Annotated in this window: 13 protein-coding genes; 12 read left to right on the top strand and 1 reads right to left on the bottom strand. The window is 64.7% G+C overall.

The window, feature by feature from the left end:
- The first annotated feature begins 33 nt into the window (after positions 1-33).
- Genes PSR88_RS01925 through PSR88_RS01905 form a run of 5 tightly spaced genes read left to right on the top strand, consistent with a single transcriptional unit; the run spans position 34 to position 5957 of the window.
- Complete coding sequence (locus PSR88_RS01925; protein ID WP_011593671.1) at positions 34-351, top strand: hypothetical protein; 318 nt, start codon at positions 34-36, stop codon at positions 349-351.
- Complete coding sequence (locus PSR88_RS01920) at positions 348-800, top strand: Zn-ribbon domain-containing OB-fold protein (protein ID WP_011593670.1); 453 nt, start codon at positions 348-350, stop codon at positions 798-800. Before PSR88_RS01925 ends, PSR88_RS01920 begins: the two co-directional genes overlap by 4 nt.
- Entirely contained in the window at positions 797-1990 is a 1194-nt protein-coding gene (locus tag PSR88_RS01915) for a thiolase C-terminal domain-containing protein (RefSeq protein WP_011593669.1), read from the top strand. Before PSR88_RS01920 ends, PSR88_RS01915 begins: the two co-directional genes overlap by 4 nt.
- 25 nt (positions 1991-2015) lie before the next feature.
- Positions 2016-3488, top strand: a complete 1473-nt coding sequence (locus tag PSR88_RS01910; protein ID WP_011593668.1) for an aldehyde dehydrogenase — start codon at positions 2016-2018, stop codon at positions 3486-3488.
- A 39-nt stretch (positions 3489-3527) separates the two neighbouring features.
- Entirely contained in the window at positions 3528-5957 is a 2430-nt protein-coding gene (locus PSR88_RS01905) for a CoA transferase (protein WP_016881011.1), read from the top strand.
- A gap of 79 nt (positions 5958-6036) precedes the next feature.
- On the opposite strand, the gene PSR88_RS01900 is transcribed toward PSR88_RS01905, so the two are convergent.
- Positions 6037-7275 (bottom strand): cytochrome P450, encoded by a 1239-nt coding sequence (locus PSR88_RS01900; protein ID WP_016881012.1) that lies wholly within the window; start codon positions 7273-7275, stop codon positions 6037-6039.
- Positions 7276-7736: 461 nt separating this feature from the next.
- Here PSR88_RS01900 and PSR88_RS01895 point away from each other — a divergent pair, with 461 nt between their 5' ends.
- The 7 genes from PSR88_RS01895 to PSR88_RS01865 all read left to right on the top strand — a co-directional run bounded on the left by PSR88_RS01895 (position 7737) and on the right by PSR88_RS01865 (position 12918).
- On the top strand, positions 7737-8960 hold the full coding sequence (locus PSR88_RS01895) for an LLM class flavin-dependent oxidoreductase (RefSeq protein WP_029538343.1): 1224 nt from the start codon (positions 7737-7739) through the stop codon (positions 8958-8960).
- 49 nt (positions 8961-9009) lie between these two features.
- Positions 9010-9831, top strand: a complete 822-nt coding sequence (locus tag PSR88_RS01890) for a mycofactocin-coupled SDR family oxidoreductase (protein ID WP_016881014.1) — start codon at positions 9010-9012, stop codon at positions 9829-9831.
- A 74-nt stretch (positions 9832-9905) separates the two neighbouring features.
- Positions 9906-10388 carry a Zn-ribbon domain-containing OB-fold protein gene (locus tag PSR88_RS01885; protein WP_016881015.1) on the top strand — a complete coding sequence of 161 codons (483 nt, stop codon included), beginning with the start codon at positions 9906-9908 and terminating at the stop codon, positions 10386-10388.
- On the top strand, positions 10385-11560 hold the full coding sequence (locus tag PSR88_RS01880) for a thiolase C-terminal domain-containing protein (protein WP_016881016.1): 1176 nt from the start codon (positions 10385-10387) through the stop codon (positions 11558-11560). Before PSR88_RS01885 ends, PSR88_RS01880 begins: the two co-directional genes overlap by 4 nt.
- A 19-nt stretch (positions 11561-11579) precedes the next feature.
- Entirely contained in the window at positions 11580-12062 is a 483-nt protein-coding gene (locus PSR88_RS01875) for a lipocalin-like domain-containing protein (protein WP_016881017.1), read from the top strand.
- Between the two features lie 17 nt (positions 12063-12079).
- Complete coding sequence (locus tag PSR88_RS01870) at positions 12080-12568, top strand: hypothetical protein (RefSeq protein WP_342338038.1); 489 nt, start codon at positions 12080-12082, stop codon at positions 12566-12568.
- Between the two features lie 35 nt (positions 12569-12603).
- Positions 12604-12918 carry a hypothetical protein gene (locus tag PSR88_RS01865; RefSeq protein WP_016881019.1) on the top strand — a complete coding sequence of 105 codons (315 nt, stop codon included), beginning with the start codon at positions 12604-12606 and terminating at the stop codon, positions 12916-12918.
- Positions 12919-12923: the final 5 nt, after the last annotated feature.

The raw sequence follows: 12923 nt of genomic DNA, 5'->3' as shown, positions 1-12923 counted from the left end.
CATGCGCGTGTCACGAAATCGAGGAGTTTCCAGATGTCTGTCGAAGACTTTCGCGCACTGTATGAGCAGCATGTCGGCCACGTTGTCGCCGGAAACATGAAGGCCGCTCTCGCCGACATGGTGCAAGAGAACATTCCGCAGGTCTTCGACGGAGTCGACACCCCCCGCGAGGCCGCGCAAGGCTTCGAGATCAAGGATGTGCGTGCCGAGGGCGACCAAATGATCGGCGAAACCGTCTATGACATGGGTGACCGGTCGATCGGACTGCGCTCGATCTGGGAACGCCACGACGGACGCTGGCTCGCCGCGTCGCTCGAGAACTTCCCCACCGGAACGGAGGCGCACGCATGACCGCGACAGAGCCCGCCGCCGAACCGTGGGGCCCCACACCCGACGGACTCGATCGACCCTACTGGGACGGCCTGCGCATCGATGAGCTGCGCCTTCAGCGCTGCAACGGGTGCCGCACCTGGATCTGGGGTCCGCAGGCCATCTGCGGTCACTGCCACAGCTTCGACCTCGGATGGGAAACGGTCGAACCGTTCGGCACCGTCTACAGCTGGAACCGCAGCTGGTACCCCTACATGGACGAATACGCCGACCGGCTGCCGTACGTGACGGTGCTGGTGGAACTGCCACACGCCGACGGCCGGCGGGTGCTGGGCATACTCGCCGACGACGTCGAAACGAACCCCGAAATCGGCGACCGGGTCGTCGGAGTCTTCGAACACTCCGAGGGCGCCCCCTGGCCGTTGCTGCGCTGGCGTCGCGCCGCGACCGCAGAAGGAGAAAAAGGATGAGCGCCAACATCATGCGCGGCGCGGCGGCAGTCGTCGGCGTCGCCGAACAGCACTACAAGCGCGGCGAAGCCCCGCACAGCGAAAAGCGCATGACCCTCGAAGTCATCCTCCAAGCGTGTGCCGATGCGGGTATCAGCCCCCGCGAGATCGACGGTTTCGTCTCCTACGCGGGTGGCGCCAACGACGGTGCCATCATCGGCGGCGCATTGCTGATCGACGAACTGCGTTGGTCGAACATGATGTGGGGCGGTGGCGGCGGCAGCGTCGCAGCCGCCATCACGAATGCGGCCACTGCGATCGCCACCGGCCAGGCAGACTGTGTGGTGGTGTATCGCGCAATGTCGCAGGCGGATACGGGCCGGCTCGGATACGCGAAGTACCACTACGGCAGTCACTTCCTCGCTCACGGTATCGGCTCGCCCGCACAGATTTGCGCGATGCGCACCCAACGGATGCTCGAGCACGGCGGAGTGCCGCGCACGGCCATGCGTTCTCTCGTCCTCGCGTCGTATCAGCACGCGCAGAACAACCCCACCGCGCAGGGCTACGGGCGGCCCCTCGACGAGGAGGCCTACCAGAACTCACGGTTGATCGCCGAGCCGTTCCACCTGTTCGACTGCTCCCGGGAAAGCGATGGCGCGGTCGCGCTGGTGCTCGTCTCGGCCGAGAGAGCCAAGACCCTGCGACCCGACCCGGCGTATCTCCTCGCGGGCGCGCAAGGTGCACCGGGCGGATACTCGGAACTGATCGACAACGATCTCGGCGAGCAGTACATGAGCGCCGGATTCGGCCCGGCAAACAACGGCAAACCCGGTGTCGCCGAGAGACTGTGGTCGGCAGCCGGTCTCGGGCCGGACGACGTGGACGTGGTTCAGGTGTACGAGAACTTCAGCGGCCCTGCCGTGGCGGCGCTGATCGATCACGGTCTGTGCCCGCCGGGCGAGGCTGCCGGCACATTCATGACCGTCGAGAACCTCACCGCGCCGAACGGCAAACTACCCGTCAACACCAGCGGTGGCAACCTCGCCGATTCGTTCATCAACGGCCTGAACCTGGCGGTCGAGGCGGTCAGACAGATCCGCGGCACCTCGACCAACCCGGTGGACGGCGCGAAGACGTCGCTGTTCATCGGCGGCCCGATGGCACCGCTGGTGAGTTCGGTGCTGTTCGGCCACGAAGAGACCCTGTGACCGCCTCCTTCCCGAAAGGCACTACATGAACGACCGTGACACGACACGCGGTGACAACGCCACGGACAGGAACGAGCTGTTCATCGGCGGCCGATGGGTGACACCGAAGTCCGGAGACACCGTCGATGTCATCGAAGCAGCCACCGAGAAGGTACTGGGCACCTCCGCGATGGCGTCCGAAGCCGACATCGACGCCGCCGTCGCGGCTGCGCGCACCGCACTGAGTGGTCGGTGGAGTGCGCTGACCAACGTCGAGCGGGCCGATCTGCTCGACAAGTTCGCTGCGGCCCTCAAGTCACGTGGTCGGGACACGTCCCGGCTGGTGAGCCGGGAGAACGGTATGCCGATCGCTCTTTCGGGCGGAGTCAACGGTTTCGGCCCCGCAGCCATGATTTCGTACTACGCAGCTCTGATTCGTGACGCGGTCAACGAGGATGTGCGGCCGAGCGCCTTCGGTGGCCGCACCGTCGTGCGCCGCGAGCCGGTGGGTGTGGTCGCGGCCATCACGCCGTGGAACTACCCGCAGCCGCTTGCGGCGATGAAGCTGGCTCCCGCCCTGGCGGCGGGGTGCACAGTGGTGCTCAAGCCCGCCCCCGAGACGGCGCTCGACGCGTTCGCGTTTGCTGAGGCTGCCGTCGAGGCCGGTCTACCCGACGGCGTGGTCAACGTTGTGCCGGCCGGCCGGGACGCCGGCGCCTATCTGGTTTCCCATCCGGGAGTCGACAAGGTGGCGTTCACCGGATCCACGGCGGCCGGTCGCGCCATCGGTGAAGTGTGTGGCCGATTGCTGCGTCCGGTCACTCTCGAGCTCGGCGGCAAGTCTGCGGCGATCGTTACCGAGCGCGTAGACCTCGACCTGTTCGGTAAGAATCTGCTCGAAGTGTCGCTGGTGAACAACGGTCAGACCTGCCACGCCAGCACCCGGATCCTCGCCCCCCGCTCACGATATGACGAGGTCGTCGAGGCCGTCACCGAGACCGTGCGGGCACTCACCGTCGGCGATCCGCTCGACAAGGCCACCGAGATCGGTCCGCTCGTCTCGGCCGCGCAGCGCGACCGCGTCCTCGGCTACATCGAGGCCGGCCGAGCCGCCGGCTATCGCATCACCACCGGCGGCGGCACGCCCGCCGCGCAGCCGCAGGGGTGGTTCGTCGAGCCGACCGTGTTTGCCGGAGTCGACAATTCCGCGCGCATCGCGCAGGAAGAGATCTTCGGCCCGGTGCTGACCATCACCGCGTACGACGGTGAAGACGAGGCCGTCGCGATCGCCAACGACTCCGAATACGGCCTCGGTGGCACGGTCTGGACCACCGACGAGCAGCACGGTCTCGATCTGGCGGCTCGAATCCACAGCGGCACGGTGGGAGTGAACTACTACGCCCTCGACCTCGACGCGCCGTTCGGTGGCGTCAAGTCGTCGGGGCTGGGCCGCGAGCTCGGCCCGGAGGGACTGGCACCGTACTTCACCTCGAAGTCGGTGTACTTCGGAACTCGCTGACGACAGCGGTTTCTGCGATGAGCAACCACTTTGGAGCACATGATGGAACTACCTCTGCAGGGTGTCCGGGTTTTGGAGCTGTCGGACGGATTCGGGGACACGGCGGGGCGGTTTCTCGCCGACCTCGGGGCCGAGGTCGTCCGCGTCGAACTTCCGGGAGGATCGGCCTCGCGCACCGCGCAGCCGATACTGGACGGTGTGAGCGTCCCGTTCGCGTTGCGCAACGCCAACAAGCGCGGCATCGTGCTCGACCTGGACGCGGACGACGACCGGGATCGGTTGCGCCTGCTGGCGCAGCGCTCGGACATTCTTCTGGAGTCGTTCCCGCCGGGCTTTCTTGCCACGCGTGGGGTGGGCGCCGCAGACCTGTGCCGCGTCAATCCCGCGCTCGTGGCCGTGTCGATCACCGGCTTCGGTCAGAACGGTCCGTATCGCGACTGGGCGGCGACCGAGCAGATTCTCTATGCATTGAGTGGTGTGCTTTCGCGCTCCGGCGAGCCGGGAGAGGCTCCGCTGCTGCCGCCGAACGGGCTGATCGACGAATCGGTGGGTGTGCATTCGGCGTGGTCCGCACTGCTCGCCTATTACGACCGGTTGCATACCGGCCACGGGCAGCTCGTCGACATCTCCGCGTTCGAGGTCATCGTGCACGGTTTCGACCCCGGATTCGGTGTGCAGGGCTCCGCTGCCGCGGGTCGATCCGAGGACTTCCCCCGGGGCCGGCCTGACGCGGCTAACTTCTACCCGGTGTATCGGTGCGGCGACGGGCAGGTGCGAATCTGCCTGCTCGCGAAGCGTCAGTGGCAAGCGATGTACGAATGGTTGGGTCGGCCGGAAGAATTCGCGGATCCGAAGTACGACACCATTCCCGCCAGGTTCGCCGCGTCCGAGCGGCTCAATCCGCTCATCGAGCAGCTGTTCAGCACGTACACCCGCGACGACCTCGTCGCGGAAGGTGCTGCCCGCGGAATTCCGATCGGCGGCCTCAACACCGTGACCGAGGTATTGACCACCGAGCACTTCGCTGCGTCCGGCACGTTCGTCGACGCCGAAATCGCTCCCGGTGTCAACGCTCGGGTTCCATCCGGCTACGCGAAGATCAACGGCGAACGGGCCGGATTCCGCTCCCGTGCACCGGAGCTCGGGGAGCACAACGACCTGGTTCTCCGCTCGGCCTCCGCAGACACCCGGGTTCCTATTCCCGCACCGCAGCGCGAGCCGGGTACACGACCGTTCGAGGGACTTCGGGTCCTCGACATGGGTGTCGTGGTGTTCGGCGCCGAGCTCGGGCGCCAGTTCGCGGACAACGGTGCCGATGTCATCAAGATCGAGAACTCTCAGTTCCCCGACGGGCTGCGCCAATCCAAGCGCGGCGCTGCTCTCGCGGCATCCGTCGCCTGGGGCCATCGCAATCGTCGCAGCCTCGGTCTCAACTTGCGCAGCCCCGAGGGTATCCGCATCTTCAAGCGCCTCGCTGAGGAAGCGGACATCGTGCTCGCCAATTTCAAGCCCGGCACCCTTGCGTCGATGGGACTGTCGTATGACGAGCTTGCCGCGATCAATCCGCGCATCATCGTGTCGGAGAGCAGCGCCTTCGGCAGTGTCGGCCCGTGGAACAAGCGACTGGGTTACGGGCCGTTGGTTCGGGCAGCCTGCGGCGTCTCGGCGCTCTGGCGATACTCCGATGCTTCCGACGGCCTGTGTGACGGCTCGACCGTCTACCCCGACCACATCGCCGGACAGGTCACTGCCACCACCATTCTCGCCACGTTGATCCACCGGCTGCAGACTGGACGCGGTGCCGCCATCGAAGTCGCTCAAGCCGACACCGCGATCGTCCAACTCCGCAACCAGCTCGTCGCCGAACACCTCGCGCCGGGCTCGATCAGCGCACCGGGCAATTCCGATCCGTACTCGGCGCCCTCCGGGGTGTACCCGTGTGCGGGTGACGACGAGTGGTGTGTCGTCACCGTCCGCGACGACGCCGACTGGGTCGCGCTGTGCGGGGTCCTCCGACGCCCCGACCTCGTCGACGACCCGCGTTTCGCCACCGACGAACTCAGAATTGCGCACCGGGCCGAGGCCGACGAGGTGCTGGCACAGTGGCTGCTGCTGCACACGCCGACCGAGGCGATGGACACGTTGCAGGCCGCCGGGATACCGACCGGCGCGATGATCCGGCTGCCGGACCTGTTGACCAATTCGCACCTCACCGCGCGGGGTGCCTACACCGAGCTCGAACACGAGCTGCTTCCGGCGCCGCTTCCGACGGCGAAGCAGGTGGCGCACTTCGCGGCGTTGCCGGACTGGCCGCTGCAACAGGCACCGCTGGCAGGTGCGCAGACCCGGGAGATCTGCGAGGTAGTGCTCGGTCTGAGCACAGTCGAGATCGACACGCTCGTGCACGACGGTGTGCTGCAACCGCCTGCGGACGATCCAGCGCTGTCACCGGTCTCCTCCACGGTGTGACACAGCAGAGAAGGTCCCCGGATTTCTCCGGGGACCTTCTACTGTTCGGACGGCGTTCCCACTTCCGGGTCGCGGGAAATCAGTGCGTCGGCGGCGTGAACGTGATCGGCAGCTTCTCGCATCCGCGGACCTGGGACGAATGGAACACCGCGGGGTTGTCCGGAACCAGCGCGTAGTCGGGAATCCTCCTGTGGATCTCCTCCATCGCGAGTCGCAGCTCGAGCCGCGCGAGATGGGAGCCGAGGCAGCGATGTGGGCCGGCGCCGAAGCCGATGTGTCGGTTGGGGTGCCGCTCGATCTGTAGCTCTTCAGGGCTGTCGAACTCGTCGTTGTCGCGGTTGGCGGACGTCATGACGACCAACAGTTGATCGCCGGCCTTGATGGAGACACCACCGATCTCGGCATCCCGGGTCGCGCGACGACCGCTGCTCGTGGCGGTCTCGATCCGCAGAATCTCCTCCACTGCCGATGGAATCAGCGTCGGGTCGTCGATGATCGCCTCGCGCTGCTCGAGATTGTGCGACAGGTGGATCACCCCCCAGGCGAGAGCACCCTGGACGGTGTGCAGTCCCGCGACGAGCAGCAGGAAGAACATCCGGCTCAGTTCCTCGTCGGTGAGTGACCGAGGCGTTCCGTCGATGTCGAGCGGGGTGTTGATGATCTGCGCGGTAAGGCTCTCGAAACTGTCTTCACCGGATCGAACTCGTGCGACGACCTTTCCGAAATACTCGTAAATCTCTCCGGCCGCCTTCGCGCGCGCCTCGGCCGATTCCACCTCGCTCGCCCCGGGGATGCCTTGAAGCGTGATGTCGGTCCACTCCGTGAACTGTGGTGCGTCGCTCAGTGGCCATCCCATGAGCGCAAGGAAGATCCGAGTCGGCAGCTCGTGTGCGAACTCCGAGATGAACTCGCATTCGCCTCTGTCGGCGAATTGGTCGATCAACTCGGTGATGATTTTCCGGATCTCGGGCTCGAGCGCCTTCATCTGCTTGGGACTGAACAGCGGCTGCAATGCCTGCCGGTAGTAGCTGTGTTCGGGCGGATCGAGCTCGAGCGGGAGGAACTTGCCCTGCGCGGCATTGAGCAGATTGTTCGGAAAGCTCGAGAACGTCTCCGGATCCTGGAGTACCTGAAGCGCTTCTTTGTACCGCGTGACCACCCAATGGCCCCCGTGATGCGGGGAGTAGAGGACCGGCCCTTGCTTGCGCAGCGCGGCCACGCGCTCCTGGAACACGTCTGCGGGCACGGCCAGGGACGGGTCGTACACATCGAAATCGGTGATCAGATGTTCGGGAAGATCGAGCTGTGTCGAGGTCATTGGCGATCCTTCGCGAGGGAGTGGTCCCGGGATCACCTCGCGGGGAGGTGATCTTCCGGGCGTCAGGCGAGTTCGCGCCGTGGCGAGCGCGAGGGCCGACGTGAGAGGGCGATTGCCCTGAGTTGAAGGTAGATCAGCGCTTTCCCACTGGTCAAGAGTGAAGGCGCGTCAATCCGAATTGGGCAGGGAATCGCTGCCGCGTAGCAGGTTCCGCTTGACCGCTTAACCGATAGGGTTTAGATTGAGCGATGTGACGCGCAGCACTGTAGTGCTGCTGGCGAGTCGCGTACCACCGCAGCATTCCGTGCACCTTTTGTGCTTCAAATCGCGAGTTTATTGCTTGTCTAGCAACAGGTTCCGCATTTCCGAGCGTCGATCGCAATCGTACTGCGGAGACCGGACGGCTCGGGACATCGTCACCATCTGCGGCGCCGCACGCAACGACCGACAGGAGATCTGAAATGGAACCGGAAGCTGGGAATAACGGGTCGGCCGTGAACAATGCACCGACCTCGAGGAAGGCACCACTGCGGTGTGGAGTGTTCCTTCCGCCGTACCACAACCCTCGGCGTAACCCCACGATGGCGATCGAACAGGACCTCGGCCATGTCGAGGACCTCGATCGGCTCGGATTCCATCAGGTGTGGTTCGGGGAGCATCACAGTGGTGGGTACGAGGTCGGGCCCTCGCCCGAGTTGATGATTGCCGCAGCCGCGCAGCGTACGTCGCGTATCGAGCTGTGTAGTGGCGTCATATCCCTTCCCTACCACCATCCCTTGATGGTGGCCGATCGCATCACTTTCCTGGACCACATGACCCGTGGCCGCATACGCATCGGAGTCGGGCCGGGTGCGCTCGTGGCCGATTCGCAGATGATGGGCATGGACTACAACCTGTTGCGGCCGCGGATGGAAGAATCCCTCGACGCCATCCTGGAATTGCTCAACACGCCGGGACCCGTCGACCGGAAGACGGAATGGTTCTCTCTCGAGGATGCGCGAGTCCAACTCGGCCCCTACTCGTACCCGGGGGTACCGATTACTGTGGCGGCCGCGATGTCGCCGTCGGGCCCGAAGCTGGCCGGCAAGTACGGGCTCGGCCTGCTGTCTATCGGCGGAACGAGCGCCAAGTCGGTCGAGTTGCTCGCCCAGACCTGGGACATCACCACCCATGAGGCAAATGTGTACGGGCAGAGCGTCGATAGAAACGATTGGGCGATCGTCGGCAACATCCATATCGCCGACACTTTTGAGCAAGCCGTGGAAGACACCCGGTACGGGCTGCGCGACTTCATGGACTACCGCCACGTCGTCACCCCGATGAAAATGATCGAACCGGGTGAAGAAGTCGCGCACGAGGAACTGGTCCGGCGTGTCAACGAGTCCGGATACGGCTGCATCGGCGATGCGAACGATGCCATCGACTACATCCAGAAGATCATCGACCGCACTGGTGGATTCGGCACCTTCCTCGCGACAGCACACGACTGGGCCGACATCGAGGCAACCTCGCGCATGTACCGCATCCTCATGCGCGACGTCATGCCCCGATTCACGGGCACCTGCGAACCGCTGCTGAATTCCTACCACTGGACACAGGCGCGCAAGGAAGGATTCAGCGAGCGCTTCGCGACCGGTATCAGCCAGGCGACGCAGGACTACGAACGCGCGAAGTGCGCAGGGTAGTACGTCCGGCAATTCCTATATCACTACCCACTTCGAATCAGGAGAATCGATGGCCACTCTCGACGGACTCGACGGAAAAGTTGCAGTCATCACCGGCGGCGCACGAGGGCAGGGCCGCTCGCATGCGCTCACTCTTGCCGCTGCGGGGGCCAAGATCGTGGTCTGCGACATCGCGGCGCCGATCGGCGAGGTGCAGTATGCACTCGCGACATCGGATGATATCGAGGAGACGATCCAACTGGTCAAGGAAGCCGGTGGCGAGATTGCCGGCATGCAGGCGGATGTCCGGAGCAGTGCAGACATGAGGGCTGTTGCGGATCTGGCCGTCTCTCAGTTCGGACGTATCGACATCCTGCTGGCGAACGCCGGCATCCACGATCACGCCGAGTCGACGATCGAGATCGAAGACGACGCGTGGCAGACGATGCTCGACGTCAACCTCACCGGGGCGTGGAAGGCCTGCAAGGCTGTCGTCCCCGTGATGATCGAGGGTGGCCGCGGCGGATCGATCGTGATCACCTCGTCGGTCGATGGGCTGGGTGCTTCCCCGTCGTGGGGGCACTACGGCGCCGCGAAGCATGGCCTGCAGGGGCTGAAGGACACCCTCGCATTCGAGCTCGCCGACCACAACATTCGTGTCAACACGGTGAACCCGACGGGGGTCAATTCGCCTATGGCGGCCGGCCTGTCGAAGGTGCTGCCGCACGTGGTGCGGAAGTGGAAGCATAACGACCGCACGAATCTGCTGGACGTGATGATGCTCGAACCGCAGGACATCTCAGACGCCGTGTTGTGGCTCGTTTCCGACGCCGCGAAGTACGTGACCGGAATCGACCTGCCGATCGATGCGGGTTACCTGACCAAGCACTGATCGTCGGGTTCCCCACGACGCCCGCCTGCAGCAGAAGGAAGCGATATGCCAGTTCACGAGAGTGGAGCGATCCGATGACGCCGGGTGCCGGTACAGCCCGCGAGTTTCCGGCCACGGCTTTGGCCGGTCCGTACGCAGACGGCCTCGACGTGCCGTTCTGGGAGGGTCTGCGGGCGGGTGAGCTGAGGCTGCAAAGGTGCGGAGAGTGTGATCTGTGGATCTGGGGACCGCGGTGGATGTGCGGCCGGTGTCAGACGTTCGACCCGAAATGGACTGCGGTGGAACCGGTCGGACGAATCTTCTCGTGGTCGCGGACCTGGCATCCCTTCATCGCAGAGCTAGCCGGTGAATTGCCGTTCGTCACGGTTCTCGTCGAACTCCCGGATGCCGGGGGACGACGAGTGCTCGGTCTACTCGCCGAGAATGGTGAGGGTGACATTGCCATCGGTGATGCGGTTGCGGGAATCATTCAGCAGCCTGCCGATGGACCCTGGCCGGTGCTTCGGTGGCGCTTGACGAGCACTTTCAACCAGACCGAACGGGAAACCCGGCGATGACCGATACCTTCCTCCGTGGTGCCGCAGCCGTCGTGGGTGCCAGTGAGTTCCATTACAAACGAGGAGAATCGCCCGACAGCGAACTCCGGATGACATTGCGAGCCATCGTCGAGGCTGCGGCTGACGCCGGTGTGTCACCACGCGAGATCGACGGTTTCGTCTCGTACGGGGGCGGCGACAACGACGGGACGGTCGTGGGTGCGTCGCTCATGTCGCCCCGGATCCGATGGTCCACCATGATCTGGGGTGGTGGCGGAGGTGGTGCTGCAGCGGCGATCACCAACGCGGCAGTCGCCATCGCTGCAGGGCAAGCGCGATGCGTCGTCGTGTATCGCGCCATGGCACAGCAGGATTCCGGCCGCCTCGGATACGCCAAGCATCACTTCGACGGCCATATGCTCCCGCACGGGGTCGGATCGCCGGCGCAAGCCTGCGCGCTGCGCACCCGACGAATGCTCGAACACGACGGTGTTCCGGAATCCGCGATGAGATCCCTGGTTCTCGCCGACTACTTCCACGCGCAGCACAATCCGCACGCCGCGGCCTACGGCCGTCCGCTCGACGAAGCCGAATACGAAGCATCGCGGATGATCGTCGAGCCCTACCGGCTGTACGACTGCTCACGGGAGAACGACGGAGTTGTGGCGCTCATCCTGGTCGCCGCCGACCGCGCCGAAGAACTTTCACCCAGTCCGGCCTACGTGCTGGCCGGCAGTCAGGGTGCGGTCGGCGGATACGCTGTCGACAGCGAGAACGATCTCGACTACACCTCGGCCGGATTCTCCGGAGCCGCCGGAGTTGCCGAAACCCTCTGGGCAGACGCCGACCTCGGTCCCGACCAGGTCGACGTCGTTCAGGTATACGAAAACTTCAGCGGCTCGGGTGTGGCTGCACTGATCGATCACGGTCTGTGCCCACGAGGTGCCGAGGCCGGCAAGGTCATGACCCTCGAGAATCTGACCGCCCCGCACGGGCTGCTCCCGGTGAATACCAGTGGTGGAAACCTCGCGGATTCATTCGTCAACGGAATGGGTCTGGCAGTCGAGGCCGTGCGCCAGGTGCGTGGATCCTCCACCAACCAGGTTCCCGATGCACAGGTCTCGCTCTTCATCGGCGGACCCATGGCCGCATTGTCGAGCTCGGTCCTTCTCTGCACGCGCGACGTGCTCTGAGCTGAAAGGAAGACACGACATGATCACCGACACCGAGGGCGTCTCGATCGCCGAACGAATCGTCGGGGCCTGGGAATTGGTCGAGTACTCGACGACCTCGGACAGCGGCAAAGTCGACTACCCCCTTGGTCCCGAGGCCCGCGGATTGATCATCTACTCGTCGGACGGGTTCATGTCGGCACAAATCATGCGCCCTGGCCGAACCCCGTACCGCTCGCGAAACGTCCACAGTGGCGAGGTGAGCGAACGAAGCGAGGCTGCCGGGGGATACCTTGCGTATTCGGGCCCCTACCACGTCGACGAAGACCGCTCCGCCGTATGGCACGAGGTGGCGGTATCGCTGTACCCGAACTGGCTCGGTGAGAACCAGAAGCGGCATGTGCGCTTCGACGGCGACCGGATGACCCTGTCCTCGGATCCACTGATGTTCCGCACCACCACCCTGTCACCGGCACTGGTGTGGCGACGAACCGCACCCCGTACGGGACGGACCACGTCGTGAACGGGGTACAGCTCACCGTGGCCGTGGACCTGTCGACGCCGGACGCGCCGGTCGACAGCACCATCGTGGTGCGGAGCCTGGACGACCCCCACACAGTGCGAATTACAGCCCCGAACCTTCGAGAGGCGCAAAAGAAGCGCGCATACATTCGGGCCGCGGGCGACACATCCAGTGGCCGGGTCGACGTACTGCTCGACGTCGTCGTCCATATCTCGCCGGACGCTCGCACCGCGCGCTCCGAAGCCGGCACAGGACAGAGGCGCCCGTCGGAAACTGGCATGACGGACGGTGACACCGTCGTCTACGTCGGAACGCCGAGCGGCCTGGCAAGTCTGATCCTCGACATCCGTGCGGCCGACATTGCCGACGGCGTCACTGTCGTTCCTGCTGTCACGGAGAGGAACGCTCGAGATGCATGTGTGCAATTACTGCTGGATGACGTGCTGCCCATCCTCGAAGCCCGCGGACCGGTCCAGGAATCGGCGGTGCGACAAGATGTCCACTAGTTCCCACCACATCACCATGAACGGGGGAGAAACCCATGCGAATCGTGGTTGACGAGATTTCCGGTAAGCCACAGTTCCGGCTCGAAGACGCCGACGAGTTCGGCTCCCTCCATATCGAGCCGGCCGACCCGAAGTGCAGGATCTGGGCAGACCGACTCTCGGCCCTCGGTCGACCATCCGGCGCACAGCAGGTCTTCGTCGATCCAGATACGATCCGCGGCCTTGCGGGCGAGAAGGCATTGGACCCGTCGTGGTCCACACGATTCGAAGCAATGATCGAGTTCGCTGATCGCCGCGGATGGATCAGTCCCGCAGGTGAAATCAGGGTGCACATCGCACTGAGAGTATGAGAGGA

It is taken from the genome of Rhodococcus sp. DK176, assembly GCF_038447315.2.
Taxonomy (GTDB): domain Bacteria; phylum Actinomycetota; class Actinomycetes; order Mycobacteriales; family Mycobacteriaceae; genus Rhodococcus_F; species Rhodococcus_F jostii_A.
This window is presented reverse-complemented; position numbering and strand designations above follow the sequence as displayed.